General features: G+C 44.7%; 20 protein-coding genes and 2 tRNA genes. 13 read left to right on the top strand and 9 right to left on the bottom strand.

What is annotated here, in order from left to right; all coding sequences use genetic code 11:
* Positions 1 to 22: 22 nt before the first annotated feature.
* The 4 genes from hypF to AC20MK_RS01070 form a co-directional block, all read right to left on the bottom strand.
* The gene (gene hypF / locus AC20MK_RS01085) at positions 23 to 2,299 is read right to left on the bottom strand and encodes a carbamoyltransferase HypF (RefSeq protein WP_487356179.1); all 2,277 of its coding nucleotides are present in this window, start codon (positions 2,297 to 2,299) and stop codon (positions 23 to 25) included.
* Positions 2,300 to 2,365: 66 nt separating this feature from the next.
* Positions 2,366 to 2,860 (bottom strand): hydrogenase maturation protease, encoded by a 495-nt coding sequence (locus AC20MK_RS01080; RefSeq protein ID WP_487356178.1) that lies wholly within the window; start codon positions 2,858 to 2,860, stop codon positions 2,366 to 2,368.
* A 45-nt stretch (positions 2,861 to 2,905) separates the two neighbouring features.
* Complete coding sequence (locus AC20MK_RS01075) at positions 2,906 to 4,693, bottom strand: nickel-dependent hydrogenase large subunit (RefSeq protein WP_487356177.1); 1,788 nt, start codon at positions 4,691 to 4,693, stop codon at positions 2,906 to 2,908.
* Positions 4,693 to 5,763, bottom strand: a complete 1,071-nt coding sequence (locus tag AC20MK_RS01070; protein WP_487356176.1) for a hydrogenase small subunit — start codon at positions 5,761 to 5,763, stop codon at positions 4,693 to 4,695. Before AC20MK_RS01070 ends, AC20MK_RS01075 begins: the two co-directional genes overlap by 1 nt.
* A 174-nt stretch (positions 5,764 to 5,937) precedes the next feature.
* Between AC20MK_RS01070 and AC20MK_RS01065 the strand changes: the two genes are divergently transcribed.
* Genes AC20MK_RS01065 through hypE form a run of 5 tightly spaced genes read left to right on the top strand, consistent with a single transcriptional unit; the run spans position 5,938 to position 9,412 of the window.
* Positions 5,938 to 6,168: a HypC/HybG/HupF family hydrogenase formation chaperone gene (locus AC20MK_RS01065; RefSeq protein WP_270096024.1), complete on the top strand. Its 231-nt coding sequence runs from the start codon at positions 5,938 to 5,940 to the stop codon at positions 6,166 to 6,168.
* 1 nt (position 6,169) lies between these two features.
* On the top strand, positions 6,170 to 7,261 hold the full coding sequence (gene hypD / locus AC20MK_RS01060; RefSeq protein WP_487356175.1) for a hydrogenase formation protein HypD: 1,092 nt from the start codon (positions 6,170 to 6,172) through the stop codon (positions 7,259 to 7,261).
* A 1-nt stretch (position 7,262) separates the two neighbouring features.
* Positions 7,263 to 7,646 carry a hydrogenase/urease maturation nickel metallochaperone HypA gene (locus tag AC20MK_RS01055; RefSeq protein WP_487356174.1) on the top strand — a complete coding sequence of 128 codons (384 nt, stop codon included), beginning with the start codon at positions 7,263 to 7,265 and terminating at the stop codon, positions 7,644 to 7,646.
* 21 nt (positions 7,647 to 7,667) lie between these two features.
* Positions 7,668 to 8,321 carry a hydrogenase nickel incorporation protein HypB gene (gene hypB, locus AC20MK_RS01050; protein WP_487356173.1) on the top strand — a complete coding sequence of 218 codons (654 nt, stop codon included), beginning with the start codon at positions 7,668 to 7,670 and terminating at the stop codon, positions 8,319 to 8,321.
* Between the two features lie 29 nt (positions 8,322 to 8,350).
* The gene (gene hypE, locus AC20MK_RS01045) at positions 8,351 to 9,412 is read left to right on the top strand and encodes a hydrogenase expression/formation protein HypE (protein ID WP_487356172.1); all 1,062 of its coding nucleotides are present in this window, start codon (positions 8,351 to 8,353) and stop codon (positions 9,410 to 9,412) included.
* A 138-nt stretch (positions 9,413 to 9,550) separates the two neighbouring features.
* On the opposite strand, the gene AC20MK_RS01040 is transcribed toward hypE, so the two are convergent.
* From AC20MK_RS01040 to AC20MK_RS01020, 5 genes are all read right to left on the bottom strand, one after another.
* Positions 9,551 to 9,623: transfer RNA gene (locus tag AC20MK_RS01040), tRNA-Gln, on the bottom strand.
* Between the two features lie 49 nt (positions 9,624 to 9,672).
* A complete protein-coding gene (locus tag AC20MK_RS01035) occupies positions 9,673 to 10,764 on the bottom strand; it encodes an OBG GTPase family GTP-binding protein (protein ID WP_487356171.1) in 1,092 nt (363 codons plus the stop codon).
* Between the two features lie 50 nt (positions 10,765 to 10,814).
* A complete protein-coding gene (locus AC20MK_RS01030; protein WP_487356170.1) occupies positions 10,815 to 12,032 on the bottom strand; it encodes a molybdopterin molybdotransferase MoeA in 1,218 nt (405 codons plus the stop codon).
* A 47-nt stretch (positions 12,033 to 12,079) separates the two neighbouring features.
* Positions 12,080 to 12,958 (bottom strand): branched-chain-amino-acid transaminase, encoded by an 879-nt coding sequence (gene ilvE / locus AC20MK_RS01025; protein WP_487356169.1) that lies wholly within the window; start codon positions 12,956 to 12,958, stop codon positions 12,080 to 12,082.
* Positions 12,959 to 13,085: 127 nt separating this feature from the next.
* Positions 13,086 to 13,499 carry a hypothetical protein gene (locus tag AC20MK_RS01020; protein WP_487356168.1) on the bottom strand — a complete coding sequence of 138 codons (414 nt, stop codon included), beginning with the start codon at positions 13,497 to 13,499 and terminating at the stop codon, positions 13,086 to 13,088.
* Between the two features lie 297 nt (positions 13,500 to 13,796).
* Here AC20MK_RS01020 and AC20MK_RS01015 point away from each other — a divergent pair.
* The 8 genes from AC20MK_RS01015 to AC20MK_RS00980 all read left to right on the top strand — a co-directional run bounded on the left by AC20MK_RS01015 (position 13,797) and on the right by AC20MK_RS00980 (position 20,650).
* Positions 13,797 to 13,871: transfer RNA gene (locus AC20MK_RS01015), tRNA-Arg, on the top strand.
* Positions 13,872 to 14,302: 431 nt separating this feature from the next.
* Positions 14,303 to 14,617, top strand: coding sequence for an Sso10a family chromatin protein (sso10a, locus tag AC20MK_RS01010; protein ID WP_487356167.1), 315 nt, complete (start codon positions 14,303 to 14,305; stop codon positions 14,615 to 14,617).
* A gap of 342 nt (positions 14,618 to 14,959) precedes the next feature.
* Positions 14,960 to 15,154, top strand: a complete 195-nt coding sequence (locus AC20MK_RS01005) for a hypothetical protein (RefSeq protein WP_487356166.1) — start codon at positions 14,960 to 14,962, stop codon at positions 15,152 to 15,154.
* 154 nt (positions 15,155 to 15,308) lie between these two features.
* Positions 15,309 to 16,100: a hypothetical protein gene (locus AC20MK_RS01000; protein ID WP_487356165.1), complete on the top strand. Its 792-nt coding sequence runs from the start codon at positions 15,309 to 15,311 to the stop codon at positions 16,098 to 16,100.
* A gap of 15 nt (positions 16,101 to 16,115) precedes the next feature.
* Positions 16,116 to 17,096 carry a DUF7490 domain-containing protein gene (locus tag AC20MK_RS00995; protein ID WP_487356164.1) on the top strand — a complete coding sequence of 327 codons (981 nt, stop codon included), beginning with the start codon at positions 16,116 to 16,118 and terminating at the stop codon, positions 17,094 to 17,096.
* Positions 17,097 to 17,107: 11 nt separating this feature from the next.
* Complete coding sequence (locus tag AC20MK_RS00990; RefSeq protein WP_487356163.1) at positions 17,108 to 17,419, top strand: DUF8060 family membrane protein; 312 nt, start codon at positions 17,108 to 17,110, stop codon at positions 17,417 to 17,419.
* A 174-nt stretch (positions 17,420 to 17,593) separates the two neighbouring features.
* Positions 17,594 to 18,688 carry a radical SAM protein gene (locus tag AC20MK_RS00985; protein ID WP_487356162.1) on the top strand — a complete coding sequence of 365 codons (1,095 nt, stop codon included), beginning with the start codon at positions 17,594 to 17,596 and terminating at the stop codon, positions 18,686 to 18,688.
* 288 nt (positions 18,689 to 18,976) lie between these two features.
* Positions 18,977 to 20,650 (top strand): acetate--CoA ligase, encoded by a 1,674-nt coding sequence (locus AC20MK_RS00980; protein ID WP_487356161.1) that lies wholly within the window; start codon positions 18,977 to 18,979, stop codon positions 20,648 to 20,650.
* Positions 20,651 to 20,732 lie beyond the last annotated feature (82 nt).

The raw sequence follows: 20,732 nt of genomic DNA, 5'->3' as shown, positions 1-20,732 counted from the left end.
GTATCTAATACCATTGATGTTTTCAAGAAGTTCCTTCAGAGGACCCTGCAACCACCACTTGTCCCAAAGAAACTCCTCCATCGCCACAGGGAATTTTCTTATGTGTAATAAATTCAAACCCGGCATCCTTAACGACTTCACTTATCCGGGCTGTTATGTGTTCGTTGTATGCAACTCCGCCACTGAGTCCTATAACATCAATGTTCCTTTTTTTAGCAGATGAGATGGCAAGTTCTGCAACCCCGACTGCAAGTGCATCTTCTATGGAATATGCCAGATCACAAACTGCGTATGTATCGATCCTTTCGTATAGATCGTATAACAAACTGGTAGTATCAAGCACGCCTCGTTTGCACCTAACAGGCAGATCCACGATATGTAAACTCTTTTTTGCAACTGATTCCAGCTTCATTGCAGGCTCACCCTGGTAACTGCGATAATGGGAGACACCAAGAAGTGCTGCTGCACTATCAAGTACCCGCGCGGCACTACTCGTCCTAACCAGGTTTACACCTTTTTCCAACTGGGCCAGTACAATGTTACGTTCTGATCCCCCATGCTTAAAATAAAGAGGTAGGTCCCTCAATTCTTTCGGCTCAAGAACATCATGCAGCATTCCCAGAAGCATACGCGAAGGATATGTTGCAGCCATATCCCCACCAGGCATTGGCTGCTCCATAAGATGGGCAGTTCTCTCATAACCAGAATAAGTGGCTTCAAGGACCTCTCCACCCCATATTGTTCCATTTTCCCCGTAACCTGCACCGTCAAGAGCAATTCCAATGATCCTCGAATCGACAGGCAAAAGGTTATCCACCATTAGCGACACGATATGTGCATGATGATGTTGCACGAAAACCGTGTGATCTCCACCTTTTTCCTGTGCGAACCGTGTGGTATTGAATTCCGGATGTAGATCACAACCCCATAACACAGGCTCGATCTTCGTCAATTGTCCTAAGTTCAAAACAACCTGCTTATGATACTGATCAGTCTCAAAGTGCCTTGTGTTCCCAATATATTGGGAAATATATGCATTGTTCTTCTTTGCCAGGGTAACAGTATTATTTAGTTCGGGACCCACACCTATCGCCGGCTCTATTGGGAACGGAAGTTCTATCCTCTCAGGTACAAAACCACGCGATCGTCTTATAAAGGCCATTCTACCATTAACGGACCTGATCACCGTATCATCTGTCCTGTTCCTGATAACATAGTCATGAAGAAGATAATTATCTGCTATCCTATCGAGATGGGACAATGCCTCCCCATTATCGGTCACCATTGGAAGACCTGGAAGATTTGCAGATGTCATCACGTAAACATCCGTATCACTATTATCGAACAGAAGGTTATGTGTGCCTGAGTAAGGTAGCATCACACCTATATTATGCAGATCGGGAGTAATGTGACTCGATATTGAAAGATCATCCCTTTTATCCAGGACAACTATCGGACGCTGCCTGCTGAGCAACAGGGAACTCTCGTCTGTATCGATACTGGCAAAAGAACATGCCGTTTCAATATCTTTTGCCATCACTGCAAAAGGCTGTGCAGGACGATCAAGAGAATTCCTGAGCTTCAGGACCGCACTGTCTGAAGTAGCATCACATACAAGATGGAATCCACCATATCCTTTGACTGCAACGATCGATCCATCATCTATGAGTTCAGCACATTTGATGATAGCATCATGTCCGGAAGCAAGGACATCACCGCTTCCATTAGTAAATGAAAGGACAGGACCACAATCTGGACAACACGTGGCCTGTGCATGAAATCGTCTGTCAGAAGGCAGCTTGTAGTCAAGACCGCATTCCTGGCACAGTGGGAATTCAAGCATACTGGTATTTTCCCTATCAAAAGGAAGAGAACTTACCAGAGAATATCTCGGACCACAGTTCGTACAGGATGTAAAAGGGTAATGATAGTGCCTGTCTTTGCTATTATACATGTCCTGCAGGCAATCGGAACAGATCGCAGTGTCAGGCGGGATGATGGAGTTGGCATTTTCATCCTGTTCACTGTTAAGTATAGAGAAGTCAGAAAAACCTGATACAGGAAAGACCTTCGTTCTTATTTGGTCGATCAGTGATAGTGTTGGCATCTTAGAATAAAGGTCGTGGAGGAAACGTTCAATATCCTTTTTATCTCCTTCGGCAACTATCTCTACTTCATTACCTGCATTTTTCACATAACCGCAGAGTCCGTTCTCTATTGCGACATTATATACGAATGGACGAAAGCCAACACCCTGAACTACCCCGCTAACATTGATCTTTCTGCATTGAATTTGCATCTTTAATGTACCTGGTCCAAAATAATATGAATAGATCCCTTGGAAAATACACTCAGTTTTTTAGCCTTAAGATGTCCCTACCATTTCCTCAATAATATACGGGATCACCCGCTCCACTGCATCAAGAACCTCCAGACTAAGACCCATTGATGGCTCTTCCTTTATCTCGCCGATCTCGATCCCAAAAACGATGATCTCAGGAAGGTCCTGAACATGTTTACCAATGGACAGGATATCAGATATACTGATATCATGAGCAGAAAAAATTCCAATGTGTTCATAGCCTTTATTCAAAAGTTCCTCAAGTTCAAAACGAAGAATTGAACCTCTTTTCGTATTTCCACTGCCAACCATTGAATCAACAATAATTACCTTATCAGCACCTTCCAGCAGGTTCAGGATATCTAGGCCACATACACCGGCATCCAGTATATCAATATCCTCCGGAATACCGGACTCCATTTTTTCGAGAGCCTCGACAACCCGAACTCCAACACCATCGTCCCCCATTAGAATATTCCCACATCCGATTATGCGAACAGATGGATCAAATTCAGACATTTCGGCCTCCGGCATATATTGATCATATGATTAAATATAATATTCTCACAACAGTCTGAATGTACCCGGAGGGTTCTTCCCAGTTAGATCTATGGTGTGGACAGCGCATGTGATACAGGGATCATAAGACCTTCCCACATGCAATATACCGGTCGGATTACTGAAGTCAACTCCCAGCCAGTTATCAACTGCAGAGATCCTGCACCCTACCAGTGCCTGTTCAAGGGGACCGGGTACTCCTTCACTGTCCCGAGGGCTCAGATTCCAGGTACTTGGTGTAACTATCTGGTAATTGGCAACCTTTGAATCGCTGTCTGTTATGAGCCAATGTCCCAGTGCACCCCGGGGAGCTTCACAAAGACCCATTCCCCTGGAATCACTGGACGTTGACATATCAATATCCACCCGGAATCTTCCATTCGGATCAAGGTCTGTTGATATCCATTTGATCATTTCATTGGTAATAATGAACAATTCCTGCATGCGTGCTATCATTCTGGTAAAGCTGTTGAAAGGAGAATATCCATTTTCCCGGAACATTTGTACAAGACCCGTGACAAGTGGCTCTTTCATGATGAGCAGGCGGGATAACGGGCCTACCTCGCAGGGGATGCCGTCATAACGCGGAGCTTTGGCCCAGGTATATTTCTCCTCTGAGAAATTCTGATAATTGATCCGATCAGGATCTGTGAAAGGTTCGGTAGTCCCCTCATACGGATGCTTGTAACCGTCATAATCGTCATAGAAGGCATGTTTTACGCTTTCTGTGACCTTATTTGAATCAAATTTATGGAACTCTAAAGAGCTGGTCATAAAACCGGAAGTCTGGAAGCGATCGCCGGAAGGACTTGTCGGGTCATAGCCCTCATGGTCCACATCATAGAATCCGCCATATGAAAGAAAGCTTACTTTTGAAAGGTCACTATAACCACCCATTTTATCGTGCTTGAAACTGATCGGAAGTCCCAGCGATCTTTCACCTATAAGTTCCGAACCGAATGCTGAATAGAGCTCTACATCCCCCCAGCCATTTGAGCGCGAAAGATCATTCGTCTGAAGTGAGTTTTCAATCAGGTCATTAAGGTGTTCAATAAGGAAATCAACAGCTTTCTTTGGGGAAGACGCTTTATAAGTGTTCTCAACCCAGTCCTCAAAGGGCATCCTTATTGCATTGGTGTTTAAGAAATCGATCACCTCTGACATGATCGATGACAGAGCCTGAATGTCCGAAGCTGTTGGATCGTTTGTAACTCCTCCGGGATACATAACGGTCTGATGGGGCATTTTACCACCGATCACAGCACCGGCATCGTGTAATCTTTTCTTCATCGGTATAACACCAACATAGGAACTCCCCGGAGGAATGGCTTTTCCACCGATCTTATAGCTGATCGGGGCAAATCGTCCCAGCAATTCTTTCCATACCGAACCTCCCAGGTCACCAAAAGTGGACAGCACATCCCCATAAGCGGGATTTGCAAGGTCCGGACCCCATAGGATATAGAAATGAAGTAAATGGTTTGAGATCGTGTTCAGGCCCTGATTGATGTTCCTTGCAACAAGTGCATCCTTTGGAACAGACTGGGCAACACCAAATAGCTCATCAAGTGCATTAACTGCAGATATCGAGTGTGCAACCGGGCATACACCACAGATCCGCTGGGAAAGGAGAATTGAATCCCGAGGGTCCTGACCACGATATATACGCTCAAAACCCCTGAATATCATGTTGGAACTTCTGGCCTCCTTAATGATTCCGTTCTCATCGACCTCAGTATCCAGCCTTAAGGGCCCTACGACCCTTGTAAGGGGGTCAACTGTTACGCGAACCATTATTGATCAGCCTCTTTCTTTTTTTTACTTTTCTTACTTGAATACAGAGGTCTTGCATTATCAGGGAAATCCGGCTCCACGCATGCAATACATGGAGACCCCACCTGAACACAGTAACTGTGCCCATCATTCCATTTACGCAGTGCGCAGTCAGCATGTGCAAGGAAGGCCTGACATCCCATTTTCAACAGGCATTTTTCCCCACCCACACAACGATCGAATTCCTTGTTTTTGAAGAATTCCTTACGTGGACAGTCCTTATGGACGTTATGATCCGGTGGGAAGAACACCTTTGGCCTGCCAAATTCATCCAGCACCTCAGGCAGGTCATCGGGTATCTTGATATTCCCGGATATAATTGCACTTAAAGTAAAGATTATCCAGTCAGGATGAGGAGGGCACCCAGGAATATTGATCACAGGTTTATCTATTCCAAGAGCCTTCAACATCCCTTTTGATGGGTCCTTCTTCGTGAAAGCGACACCCCTGTAGTCCAGAATATCAACTATGTCGCTACTGGCTGTATTAATACCTCCATATGCAGCACAGGTACCCACAGCTATTATAAGGTCAGCATTCTGGGCTGCCTTTTTGAACATTTCCTTGCTGCTACGGTTTCCGGACATGAAATATTTTCCTGAACCTTCCGGACCATTTGCGATCGCACCTTCTACCATCAGAATATAGTTTCCTCTTTCACTGATCTCATCGAGCAGGATCTCTGAATTAAGTTCTGACGTATTGGCAGGCTCACCATCCACAAACAGCCCCTGATGTGCAAGGAATGCTTCATGCCGTTCCAGATATATGTTGAGTATCTCAAATGCCTTTAGTAGATCTGGATTGGCAGCATCCAATAGAGACTCAGAACAGCCAGTACATTGGGCTCCCTGTATCCATAGAACATGGGTCTCAGGAAAGTCAGTATCCCCCAGAGTATCGTTCTTATAGTTCTCCAGAAGCTTGAAACTTCCGCCCGACCCCCTTGCCTTAAGGAACTTGTGCCAGTCCATCCTTAAGAAATCCAGATCATTGACACTAACATCTGAATTTGTATTTCCCTCACTCAAGTGACCACCTCAGTATGAATGATTTTTAACATCGATCCTGATAGTCTCCCACTAAAATTGATCGAGATCCCCCATCTCACTATAGTAGTTATTTTACTTCCAGATATAAATATCAATCTACATGATTGGTAGCAGGCAATACATATTAAATATAAAAGATCCCTTTTTTATAGTATGTGCATAGCCATTCCGGGGAAAATAACTTCGATCCTGAATGAAAATACGGCTACTGTGGATATCGGGGGTATAAAGAGAAAGGTGAACCTTGATCTTATAGGGGGAGCTGATAGTTCGCTCATAGGCAAGCATGCACTTGTTCATGTCGGGTATGCCATCTCATTGATCTCTGATGAAGAAAGCGAAGAAATTCTCAAATTATTAAGAGATCTGATGGACCCCAGTTGATATGATGCAAAATATTGAACAAAAGCTTATATCAAGAATCAATGAACATGCCACACCTCTTCGAATAATGCATGTGTGTGGCACCCATGAAAGGACCATATCAAAATACGCGATTCGCGATATAATCTCTGAAGACGTTCAGTTGTTAAGCGGTCCGGGATGCCCGGTTTGTGTAACCCCATCAGAGGACATAGACTTTGCAATTGCCCTGGCAAGGTCCGGAAAGGTGATCACTTCCTTTGGAGATATGATGAGAGTCCCGGGCACCCTGGGAAGTTTATTCGATGCCAGATCGGATGGATGTGATATTCGTATGGTCTACAGTATCGATGATGCCATAAAGATCGCAAAAGATAACCCTGCCCTTGACATTGTATTTTTTGGAATTGGGTTTGAAACTACTGCACCATCCAATGCTGCTGCAATATTAAGAGGACTACCTGAGAACTTCAGTATTATCACATCCCATAAACTTATGCCTCCGGCAATGGAGATCCTCACACAGGATACGAACGTAGACGGATTCCTGGCACCAGGACATGTGTCAACGATCATTGGTACAGATCCATATGATCCCATCTCAGAAAAGGGATTTCCAATTGTTGTAACTGGGTTTGAAGTTCTCGATGTTCTACTCGGCATAGCCATGGTCCAGGACCAGATCAGAACCGGCAGGTCTTGTGTGGAAAATGCATATCCACGCTGTGTGAACGTTGAGGGAAATCTCAAAGCCCGGGAAATCATGTATCACGTCTTTAAGAGGACCGATAGTAACTGGCGAGGAATTGGCATGATCGAAAATTCCGGCCTTGCTCTGAAAAAAGAGTTTGAGCAATTCGATGCTGTAAATGTTCATGCTGACATCTATGACAAGACCTCTCATGAGAAAAGAGCTTACGAGATCGATGATCATGAAAATGATCTTTATGAAGGCTGTATCTGTGCTGAAATATTAACAGCACGTGCGCAACCTTCCCAATGTCCGCTCTTTGGCAGAAGATGTTCTCCTGAAGATCCGGTCGGAGCCTGCATGGTAAGCCTGGAAGGCACATGCTATAACTGGTACAAATATACACGTAACAAAGGAATATAAGATGCATGAATATTCACTGGCTTGTGAGATATTTGAGACTGTAATTGCAACAGCACATAATAATAAAGCATTGGCAGTAAATTCCATAGAACTGGAAATAGGCAGACTTACACATGTGAACGCGGACCAGTTATTGTTCTGCCTTGAGGTTCTATCCCGGGATAGTATTGCCAAAGGTGCAAAGATCGATGTGAATTTCGTATCACCATGTGGAGAGTGTGAATGCGGATACCGGGGAGATGCCGGAGTTTCAGATAACGTTCGTTGTGATGATCAGCCACCCCTTTATGAATATGCAGGACAGACCTGCCCTGCATGTGGCAAGTTGCTTCAGCTGGTAGGTGGAAATGATCTCATTGTTCAGACGATAGATATCGAGATATGAAATTAGAAAGGGGTATTATCAATGCTGATGCACGTAGTAAATATCAACAAAGATGTCCTGAAAGCCAATAATGAACTTGCATATAGCAACAGGAAACTTTTAGTTAAAAACAAAATATTTGCCATGAACATCATGGGAGCCATAGGTTCAGGCAAGACAACACTCATTGAAGAGGCTATAAATTCACTCAAAGAGCGTTACAGAATAGCGGTCATTGCAGGTGATGTGGTAGCACAGATGGATGCATCCCGTTTTGAAAAACTTGGTGTGAGAACTGTAGCTGCAAACACCGGACGGGAATGTCATCTGGATGCAAAACTTGTCGAAAGATCATTAGCAAATATAGATCTTGAAGATATTGATATTCTGTTCATTGAAAACGTAGGGAATCTCATCTGCCCTGTGGACTATAAACTTGGTGAACACGTCCGTGTGGTGGTCGTAAGTGTAAGTGAGGGAGATGATACTGTTTTGAAGCATCCGATGATATTCAGGACCTCTGACCTTGCCATCGTGAACAAAGTGGACATCAGTGAAGCTGTATCTGCTGATCCTTCAAAAATGAAAGCTGACATTGAGCAGTTAAATCCATCAATACCCATACTGCTAACCTCTAGAAATGACAGGATAAGCATTGACAGATGGATAGAGTACATCGAATCATATCTTAAATAAATATGTTCTTGTTTCTGATAGTGAGGACCATGTCAAAAGATAAAATCATAAGGATGGAACACGGAGCAGGCGGAGAGGCAATGCAAACACTGATACGTGACGTGATCCTCAACAACATAACTAACAGATCAGCGGGACTTGTAGGGCTTGACGATCTCGATGATGGTGCAACGATAAACATCGCAAGTAACATTCATGATAGTAAGAGATCTGATGAGATCGTGATAACCACAGACAGTCACGTGATAAAACCACCTTTCTTTCCAGATTCCAACATTGGTAGGCTTGCTGTTTCAGGCACTGTTAATGATCTTGCAGTAATGGGAGCTGCACCTCTTGCCCTTACATGTGCAATGGTCGTGCCGGAGGGATTTGAGCTTGATTCTTTTGAGAAAATAATCAGATCCATGAACGCAGCTGCAGAAGAGGTGGGCGTTCCTATCATAGCAGGTGATACAAAAACGGTAGATAGAAACGGACTTGATTCCATTATTATCAATACTACAGGTATCGGGATCGCGGATGAAGTTATAAGGGACTGTGGTTTATGCGCTGGTGACAGAATAATCCTTACAGGCACCATAGGTGACCACGGAATATCACTTCTGGCCCATAGGGAAGGATTCGATCTTAGCACTGATCTGGTATCTGATGTAGCTCCCTTATGGAATATGATAAGGTCAGTTATTCCAATACGAACTATCGAAGGCAAGCCTGCAGTATCAGCCATGAAGGATCCGACACGTGGCGGACTTGCCGGTGCACTGAACGAAATGGCTCAAAAAAGTGGAACAGGAATTATTATTGACCAAAAGGACCTGCCTATAAAAGGATCAGTATTATCTGCCTGTGAAATGCTTGGCATCGACCCTCTTGAAGTAGCAAATGAAGGTAAAGCGATCATTTGTGTAAAGGCTGAAAATGCAGAAGAAGTGCTATCAATAATTCGTAAGCATGAGTATGGTAAAGATGCTGCGATCATAGGAGAGGCAACAGATTCGAATTCAGGTAAAGTCCTGATGAGAACAACAATTGGAAGTATGAGGTATGTGGATACACCCACAGGTGATCTGATACCAAGGATCTGCTGAAACATGAATTTAATTCTACTTCCTTTTTTGAAATATTTTCAAGTTCTTTAATTACAACACTACCAGAATTGTAAGCAGTGTTGGTTCGAAATATCATCAAGTGTGCACTAAAAAAGAGGACTGCCAACAGAAATATAGTAGTCCCGCCCGGATTCGAACCGGGGTCTCAAGCTCCAAAGGCTTGAAAGATTGACCGCTACTCAACGGGACTTCACACCTTGCATAGACATAATAATACTTATTTGTTATGCAAAAAAGGTTTATTTCTGGATGATGAGGGTCAGAAGATCCCCATCTTCAAGATAATGGTCAAGGCCGGCACGCTGACCGGGGTGTTTGGCTGAAGTACCCCATACCTGGGAATACCTGAACTTATCCCTGAAATCGCGGTGCAGACGTTCACAGATATCACCAACGGTAACGCCGTCCGTCACGATCAGAGGCTCATCCATGTCAGCAAGGCCGCCTTGAGGTTTCAGATATACCCTGATGAAATCCAGGGAATCATATATCAGGTCCTTCACAGCTTCGAGGTTCTTCTCCTCATTAGCGGAAATGAACGTTGCGCCAGGGAACATTTCCTCCATCTTACCGAGGATCTCCTCATTGGCAAGATCTACCTTGTTCACGACAATTACTGAAGGAACGTATACCCTGTTACCCATGATAACATCGATAAGCTCGTCCACATTGATGTTATCCCTTATCAGGACATGCGCATTATGGATCTTATATTCACCAAGTACTGCCTTGATAAGATCATCAGTGAGCTCCAGCTCCAGCGTGGTACTTATGGTGACCCCGCCACGGTCCTTCCTCTTGATAACGACATCAGGAGGAGTAGTGTTCAACCTTATCCCTGCATCATAAAGCTCCTGTATGAGCACTTTATAATGCTCGGGCTGGAAAACATCCAGCAGGAACAGGACCAGATTGGAATTACGCACAACAGCTATGACCTCTCTCCCACGGCCACGACCACTTGCCGCACCCCTCACCAGACCAGGCACATCAAGCACCTGAATGGTCGCGTCCTTATAGTCCAGCACACCGGGAATGACATCAAGGGTGGTAAACTCATAGGCACCTACTTCTGAATTAGCGCCTGTGATCTTGTTCAGTAACGTGGACTTACCTACAGAAGGGAAACCCACAAGAGCAACAGTGGCATCACCGGACTTCTTCACAGAATAACCTTCACCACCGGATTTGGTAGAAGCCTTCTTCACAACCTCTTCCCTTAAACGTGCGAGTTTAGCTTTCAATCTACCTATGTGATGTGAAGTAGCCTTATTGTAAGACGTCTTACGTATCTCGTCCTCAACTGCCTGAATATCTTCCTGTATGCCCATCTGTTCCCTACCACAACTTCAATATAAAAAAGAGTTTCCTTAGGAGAGCCTCATTTGAACGCACCGTCAAAAAGAGTTAGCTCAACTTCCATCCCTTTTTTGACCAGAGGAACATCCGCCGGGATCTCAATGAAACCATCCGCATACGCAAGGGTAGTGATGGCCGCCGAGGACCTGCTGGCCGAGAACACCTCTCCGCCCTCCAGCCTGACCGCCAGCAGCTCATGCCGGTTGCCGGATATTACATCCTCACCAAGGACCGCATTAATGGTCTGCTTTTTAGCCATCGGAGCATTCAGGCTCCTCCTGATAAGAGGCAGTATGAACTCATAGAATACAGTCAGGCAGGACGTGGGATGGCCCGGTAAGGCCACGATGGGAATCTCATTTATCATACCCAGGATCACCGGTTTGCCCGGCTTGAAATTAAGGCCGTGGGCAAGAACGGTTCCCCTCTTCTCAATGATCTCGTACATGAAATCATCAGGACCCGCAGAAGTGCTGCCTGTGGTCAGAACAAGGTCACATTCCCTGACCGCCCTTTCCACTGCATCCCCTACTGCATCCCTGTCATCCCTGACAATGCCATAAGCAACAGCATCCACTCCGGAGCCAACAGCCACCGCATGGAGCGAATAGGAGTTGGTATCATACACCATCCCCGGTTGAAGCTCTGTGCCGGGCATGGCAAGTTCATTGCCCGTGGAGATTATTCCCACCTTCATGGTATTGACAGAGACCTCACGTCTGCCGATGGCTGCAAGCACACCAACCTCCCGGGCACCCAGGGTCAGACCCCTGGAAAGCACCCGCTCGTTCTTCGAGATATCGGAACCTGCCAATAACAGGAACTTTCCAGCCTTCACAGAGGTCTTCACGGCAACGTAGTCGCCCTTGAGTTCAGTATCCTCCACCATCACGACAGCATCAGCACCATCCGGAATAGGACCGCCTGTTGCGACCTCCACGGCCTCCATCTCACCGACACTGTACTGCGGAGGCATACCCACCGGAGAAAAGCCTGCCAGCTTTAAACTGACAGATACATCCCCTGCAGAAGCAACATCCTCAGAACGCACAGCATAGCCATCCCTGAGTGACTTATCAAATCCGGGCACATCGATAGTCGATACGATATCCTCTGCCAGAACCCTACCTGTTGACATCTCGATGGGAATGGACACTGTATGTGTTCTGACCTTTACCCCTTCGAAAAGCTCTCTCGCATCTTCGATGGAAAGAAGGTCCCTCAGTATTTTGCGTGACATTGTAAGATCGATCTAAAAAGAAAAGAAAGGGAGATGATCCTTAAGGATCACTCAAAGATAGGCGTGCCAACACTGCCGGTAACTTCCTCAAATGCTGCAACTGCGACCTTTGTGATAGGACCGACGGAACCATCACCGATCGCGCGACCGTCGAGCAGTGTGATAGGTGCTGCCTCTGCTGCTGTACCTGTAACGAAGATCTCGTCTGCAGTGTACATATCGAAAAGGCCGAGGTTCTGAACGATTACCTCATACCCGCGCTCTTCAAGAAGCTCGATAGCGGTTGCCCTTGTGATACCTTTCAGATTGTTGATGGTCGGAGGGGTGTAGATCTTGCCGTTCTTGATAACGAAGATGTTGTCACCGGAACCTTCGGAGACGAAACCGTTCTGGTCAAGGAAGATAGCCTCATCGCCACCCTTTGCGTTCGCTTCGATCTTGGCAAGGATGTTGTTCAAATAGTTCAATGATTTGATGTTAGGGGACAGTGCGTCAGGGGCATTACGCCTGATACCTACTGTGATGGCTTTAAGTCCGACCTCATATAGGTCGCCATACATTGCACCCCATTCCTGTGAAACGATGTATATGCTTGGCTTTGGGCACTTGCGTGGGTCAAGACCAAGATCGCCGATACCACGTGTGACGATAGGGCGTATGTACGCATCTGTGAGGTTGTTCTTCCTCAATGTCTCGAGGATGGCCTCTGTCATCTCAGCTTTTGTGATAGGAACTTCAAGAGCGATCGCCTTTGCTGAATCATAGAGCCTGTCAACATGCTCCTCGAGCTTGAATACAAGTCCGTTGTATGCTCTGATACCCTCAAAGACACCGTCCCCATAAAGGAAGCCGTGGTCATAAATGGAAACTGTTGCTTTGTCCTTTGGGACAAACTCGCCGTTGTAATAGATCAGTAATTCGCTCATAATGGATCCTCATTGAATATACCCTATAAGGGGTACGTTTTGTAAGTATTGTTCCCAAAATGTATCGCTAATATATATGAATATTTGTAGCACTTAAACTCTGGAGAGAGTTAAGCAGCCAACGAGATCATAGTTTTGATTCGCAAAACTCCCTGAATATTAGATTGTACTCACGCACACTCATCAAAAAGAGTATACATATGAATGGCATCAAGGTTAATAAATTTGCAGATACTGGAGATACATAAGTAAAAATTGCCAGAACCAGGGCAATGAAGACGGTCTGCGAGAATGAATATCCCACAGCAGCCTTTTTTGCCCCATTCTTTAACGCATAGACCGCCCAGTATCTAATATCTATTATATACCGGAGTGAGAATGTGGAATTAATATCAACCTTTTTTATTGCTTTTAGAAACGACTGTTTTCTGATGCCAAATACCTTCCCGGATGAAAAGATAGCAAGTAAAAGTATAATTACAAATGCAAACCCACCGAGTATTAGTTGATCAAAAAGAATAAGAGCTGTTGCCAGAGCCATAAGGATCCCAAAAACAGAAGGAAGATAACTTATCTTATGTTTAACAGAGTGTATCAGATTATAAATACTCAGAGCTGCAAAGAAAATAATACCAATGATCAGAATTGGTTCATCCATGTGTATAACCTTACTTTTTTGAATCTAAATTCAAACAGACCAAATCATTGCAAATAAATAAGTCTGTTGACAAAATAATTTCAGTTAGCTGATATTAAACGCACAAATTATGCTCCTGTACAAAAGGCTTTTATGCATAAAGAGCCATGTCACATCTCATCTGCCCAGAATAACAATTTTGGGCCCGTGGCTTAGCCAGGATATAGCACCGGGCTTCTAACCCGGGGGTCGTGGGTTCAACTCCCACCGGGTCCGTTAGAAATGTTTAGAAAGTCCAAAGCAGATATCAATATTTCATAAGAATGAGGTATCTGTTTGGTTATCTTTTTTTTGTACATAATCTCAGTAATTAGCGTACGCTCTTGGCCAGAAATTAAGCCGAATATACCAGCATTTAATTTCTCTGAAGCCCGGCACAAATTAAGCAGCCCTACATCGGCTGGGAGAATTAAGCCAGGCAACATCTTTATTTCGTTAAAGCTTGAGTTTTGAATTTCCATCTCGTCCAAATGTGTACAATATCAACCAGCTACATCATTATGAGCATAATGACATTATAAAGGGATTCGCAAAGTTCATATGCTATTATGACATTAGTATATAATAGGAGCTATGTGCGATTTATGAATTTGGGGTACGGGGGTACGTTCAATGAATGAAAGTCGTGGTGGTGTTGGCTCTACTATATGATTAAATGGAGGAGGCGTAGCTGTCTCCCTCCATCCCCTCTGGAAACTTTAGGTGGTGTGGGTACGAAACGTGATAAATTAGAAATAATGGCGGACATACTGAAAGTCTTAAAAGAATCTGAAGTAACGAAAACAAGGGTAGTCTATAGTGCAAATTTAAATTTTAAAAGAGCAGATCAATACCTCGACTCGATGATACAGATGGGATTAGTGGAAAAACCATCCAACAAATACAACATTACAGAGACTGGCAATAACTATCTCAAAATGATGAGTAAAGTTAATTCGATCATTGTCGACCAAAACTTTTGAGCATATCTATTATTGATCGAAACACTTGACCAGTTGAATTCTTTTTGCTACTCTTCTATTTTTAACTATAAGGCAATCTACATTAATTAGAAAGGAAGGCAGAATAAATTGACATGAACAATTTCGATTCAACCTACATAGTGCGTATATCGCGGCAGCGATTGCGGTCGTGGTAGGTACGGGCTTATTAATGCTTTATTTCTACCTGGATGCAGTGAAATCGAGGAAGGACGAGTGATATCACCATAAAGCCATTCCATAAAGCCATTCCATACTGCCAGGACAGACAACATTTGTACTTCGTGGAAGCTTAAGTAAAGCACATGGTTAAGTGTCTATTTAATGATAGGCCAAGCACCATTATGCAATGAATACAAACATCTACACCACGGCCTCATGGGCTGGAAATGTGATGCTTATCCTGAAGAAATTCCTGCTGAGACATTCTGGGGAAACGTAGATCATCACAAGCCATACAAGAGATATCAAGGCCCTTTAGTCACTAATGTTTACATTTCATTCAATTTTGTAAAGTAAAAAAAGTGAGATTCGTTATATGCCAGATCTATGTATGGTCACCATTGACATGCTAATTTGTAGCACAAAACCCAAATCATCCGGCAACTGATAATATTTATATATAGGCCGTGTTAATTTTGTTACATATAATAAATTTCAAAGAGGATATGTCATGAATAAAGCTTTAGGACTAATATTAATCGTTTTAGCGATCCTTGCATCTGGTTGTGTATCTACGACGACCATGACGCCGGTAGGGTCAGAAGATCTGATCGTGAGTACAGAACCGATAGTTATCAAGGAATTTCAGGAACAGGACATCTCTGTGCTAGTGTTCAACAACAATACCACTCAGCCCGTTGATTCAGTAAGTGTGGGTTCTTTTGATTCCTTTACAATTCTCGGACCCATCTCAGAGATGAACATTCCTGCAAGTAAGCAAGCCACTGTTAATGCCAGGATCGTAGCCCCTGCATTTGATTCAGTTGAAAATACTACGATGCTGACCTTATCATATGCATCAGGCATGGATGAAGAAGAAAAACCCATAATCCAGACAAAGACCGTTCCGGTCCAGACCGTTGTCCTTCCGGACGCTAAACTACAGTTTGTGGGTTTTGCACAGGGCATGGATAAGCTGCGTGCGGCTCCTCCGGCTTCCAGTTGGGAAGCTACAAAGGGTGACAATGTTACTGTAACGTTCTCGATTAAAAATCTTGGGCAAACCACAATAGACGGAGATACATTATTTGTGCTTGTTGATATTGAGAACAAGCAGATAGGGGGTAATGCGACTTTCAACATAACCCAGGCAATGGCAAGGAGCGGTACATCCTATACCCGTGGTATTGAGCTTCCGATCCTTGAAGATGCTCCCAACGGGGAGACTGACGTATACGTAAGACTGATGAAGGGAGATTATCTTCTTGATACCCAGTCCCTTGTCCTTAAAGTAAAACTTTGAACAGGATTGATTCCCATGGGATTTGAGATTTCGAGATCTAAAAGATCTCTCATTTTACTTTTTATTGGTATCAGCTTGATCCTGACCTCATTTTCCGGCTGTGTTGAGACTCCAGGGGACCTCTATAAGGAGTATGATGAGATCTTCATCCAGGACATTGATGTGATGGCCACTTCCCAGGGAGAAGGTTCCCTCCTGACTATAACACCCTATATACGGAACGACGAGAGTGATGACAGTTCGATGCTTTCTGTAAAGATCAATGTAATTGATCAAAGCACACAGCTGATCGTGGCTGGAAAAGATCTGGACATGGGCTATGTAAAAGCCGAATCGATGGTTTACAATAGTGCATCCCTTCAAGTTCCGGAGCCAGGGGAATATATGATCGAAGTTCAGCTTTTTGAAGATGACAGGCTTCTGGATGCAAGGAATACTTTCGTTACCGTAAAAGAAAAGCCTCCTGCTGACCAGCCGGCTAACATAAAGCTTACTGATATGAACCTTGTGATCACCAAATTCGTGAGCACAGATCAAGAGGCAGTTGTAGATGTCTCTCCTGGGATCTATAATGAGGGAGGGGATTCCAAGTCCCTGAATATGGTTGTAACCGCAAAAGCAGACCCTTACAAAGTATATACCGAAAGTGATAATCTCGGCATCATCAAAGGTTCGAGCCGGGTCAGAGGAAACGTGCGTTTTATCCTCCCAAGGAATGCCGAATACACATTTACAGTTGTTGTGGAAGAAAACGGACAGGAAGTTGTCACGTCTGAAAACCCGAAGCCGATAAAACTGGATGAGATCTACAGGATAGATGTTACCAAAACGTATCCTCTTGTGGAAGAAGGTACACCAGTGGTCGAAGATGAGGCAGCAGAGATGCCAGTGGATGAGACACCTGGATTCCAGAGTTTGATGACGCTCACAGCCGTCCTACTGGTATATGGGATCATTAATAGAGGGATGCTAAGCAGTAAAAAGCATAGGAAATGAAGGGGGAAAATATGACTGAAGAAGATGACAGGCTTAATGTAGAAGGAAGGGAAAGCGAAGGTTCTGCAATGGAGGATCCGAAGGTAAAAGGAAGAGCTCCAAATGACAACAATGACGCATCTTTCAAAAAACTCGTGAATGTGTCAGTGGTGATCGTTCTTGTTGCTCTGATATTCATCGCCCTTTTCTCCTTCTTTTTTAATATGCAGGAGGCAATAGTTGCCCTTTTCCATCCCAGATATCAAGCACTTATGCAGGCAGCCTTTAGTCTGGTAGTCCTATTTATGGGCATTTACATGATCCGTATGTTCTTGTCAAAATAAATGGCCTGTATTTTTGAAGATGATCAGGAGTGCAGAGAGTTTTGGAAACCTGTGACTTTGGTCATGGGCGGAACGATCCTCACCTCTTTTTGTGACCTCTTAGGAATATTCATGGAGTACAGGATCTTCTTTTAATTTTTCATGCTGCAAAGGTCTGTTACCCATAGCCTTTGAATGCCGGAACATCAAAATGGGACCGTAAACCTTTCAGCAGAAGCTATCAGATCTACCTATATGGGGAATCCTAAGTTTCTAAAGCGCTATTTCAAAGTAGAAAGGGATGAACTGCCAGCTCGTTTCAGGATCGTTAAGAGCATTCAGGCAGACTTCGACCCATCGGCTTCTGTTGAAGACCTCTGGAAGGTCCATGATAGTGCAATTGGAAAGTACAGGGAATTATTGGAAACTATCGATTCAAATGGAAAATATATTGAACTCCCTGAAGCCACCCCTTCCCTTCTTGATCTGAAGATCGAGATCGCGGAACGTATACTTGAGAATTGTCATATGTGCGAGCGAAGATGCGGCGTAAACCGCAGAGAGGGTGAGAAGGGATTCTGCAGATTGCTTGAAACCTCCCGATACGCCTCTGAATTCTTACATATGGGAGAGGAACCAGAGCTTGTACCCTCACATACGATCTTCTTCACAGGGTGTGTTTTTGCCTGTGTTTACTGTCAGAACTGGGACATAGCCACCCGTCCTGAAACCGGAAAAGATGTCGATCCTGAAAATTTGGCCAGGATCATAAGAGAGCGGCATTATGAGGGTGCAAGGAATGTGAACTTTGTGACCCCTACACCCCATGCCCATTCCATTCTGAAGATCATTGACAGGGTTGTTGTGAACACTCCCATGGTGTGGAACTCAAATATGTACCATTCCAGGGAAGTGGCAAAACTACTCGAAGGTGTGATCGACGTATATCTTGCCGACTTCAAATATGGCAATGATGACTGCGCAAGAAAGTATTCCAAAGTGAAGGATTATCTTGAGGTGGTCAAAAGAGACCATGAGATAGCCTATAAGGACGCAGAGATCATTATCAGACACCTGGTATTGCCCGATCATCTGGAATGCTGCACAAGACCTATCGCAAAATGGGTGGCAAGTAACATTCCGGAAGTGAGGTTCAATCTGATGTTACAGTACACGCCCTACCACAGAGCTTCAAAATATCCGGAGATAGATCGTCGGCTCACATCTGAGGAGAAGATACTTGCAATAGAGATAGTAGAGGAAGCAGGCCTTGAAGATGTCCTGATCTGACAGAGCCCAGGTTCGTATCATGCCCTGGCCCTTTTCCAAATAGCTCTGAGCTCTTAATAGGAGAATGACAACTCCATGAATAAAGCCCCTTATTTCATTACGAAACTTTTACTTCTGCGATCCTGTTTTTACTTCTTTTTCTGAAATTGTCTTCAAGTACCAAATGCCAGAGCAGATGGAACATGAGGAAAAGATGCTAAAACGAGAAGAAACAAAGATTGAAAGGGGATGAAGAAAGGTGGCAAGTCATACTTCGGATGAACGTATCCACCAACAGGGGATGATTAAATGGGGAAAGAGATTGCAGCATTCGATTACGAAGAGGAGAGAAACAAGTTCAATTGGGATATTCCTGAAGATTACAATTTTGTTGATGTCCTGAGGGCAAGGGCAAAGGACAGGACCAAGTTACTGGCAATCACCGAGCATCCGGACGGGAGGGTCGAGAAAGTAGCGTACTGGAAAGTATGGGACAATGCCATGAGGTTTGGAAATGTCCTTCAGGACTCAGGCATTCATAAAGGAGATCGTGTCCTGGTGATCCTTCCCCGGGGAACGGATGTTTATGCTGTAAGTTTCGGGATTTGGGTGATAGGCGGCGTTGTGGTTCCCGGCACGATCATGCTCAAGGGTAAAGATATAGAATACAGGATCAGGGATGCAGGGGTCAGGGCTTTGATAACAAGCGACCCGGCGATTGCTGATGAAGTGGATGCCATAAAGGACAAGATCCCGGCCATCGACCTTTTCTTTTCAGGCCAAAGGGAGGGATGGAGAGACTATACACAGGAAATTCGTTCTGCATCAGGGGATCTGAAAATCGAACCGCTCACTGCAAGTGATCCTTTAGCCATCAACTACACCTCCGGGACCACGGGCGCACCAAAGGGGGTATTGCATACCCATTCCTTGATGTACTGCTTCGACAGGCTGAACAGACACTATTGGTGGAATACAGGGTCTGACGAGCTATGCTGGGCGACAACCGAACCCGGTTGGGCAAAATGGTATTGGGGACCATTCGGAGCTGTTTTGAATGCAGGGGCCACCAACTTCCATTACTCGGGCAGATTTGAACCTGAAAAATGGTTCGAGTTGCTTGAGAGATGGAAGATAAACAGGGCATGTCTGACCCCAACTGAGCTCAGGGCCATGGCAGCGATAGAGGATGCGGACCTTAGGTACGAGCTGAAGGATCTGAAGGTGATCTTAACTGCCGGAGAGCCCTGCACCCCAGGCATCATTAAGTTCTTCGAGGAAAAGTTCGGGGTATCCGTGCGAGAGGGATACGGACAAACTGAGACCTGTGTCATAGCCTGCAATTTGCCCGGAATGGACATAAAACCCGGGTCCATGGGCAGGTTCACACCCGGAGTACAGGGGGCGATCGTGGACCCTGATACGGGTGAAAGGTTACCCCCAGGTGAAAAGGGAACGATTGCGGTTCCAAGGGACCATACCATGCTTTTCAAAGGATATCATAACAAACCAGAAAAAACGGCAGAATGCTTCCTTGGAAACTGGTATTTGACCGGAGACCTTGCAATGATGGATGAGGCCGGATATATATGGTTCGAATCAAGGACAGATGATGTCTGTATAAGCTCGGGGTACAGGATCGGCCCCTTTGAGGTTGAAAGTGCAGTGGATTCGCATGAGGCGGTCCTTGAATCTGCCATGATACCGAGTCCGGACCCGATAAGAGGGGAGGTCGTTAAGGTTTTTGTTGTCCTGAGAAAGGGTTACGAACCCTCCAAAGAGCTCATTGAGGATATCCAGCAGCATGTCAAGGGGATGACAGCCCCATATAAGTATCCACGGGAGATCGAGTTTGTCAGGGAACTTCCAAAGACCATCAGTGGCAAGATCAAACGCAAAGAGCTCAGGATCACCGAATTTGAGATGAAAAGGGATGTGATCGAAAAGCTAAAGGAAAAGGACCTGTGGCAGAGAGCGGATTAAAATAAAGATAGAAAAGGCGGTCGAACGGCAAATATTATTATCCCAGTAGCGCGAAAATACATATCATGTTGTGTGGATCAGG

The sequence above is a fragment of the Methanococcoides sp. DA23 genome, assembly GCF_057593895.1.
Note: the sequence above shows the minus strand (reverse complement) of the source record. Positions and strands in the feature narration are given on the sequence as shown.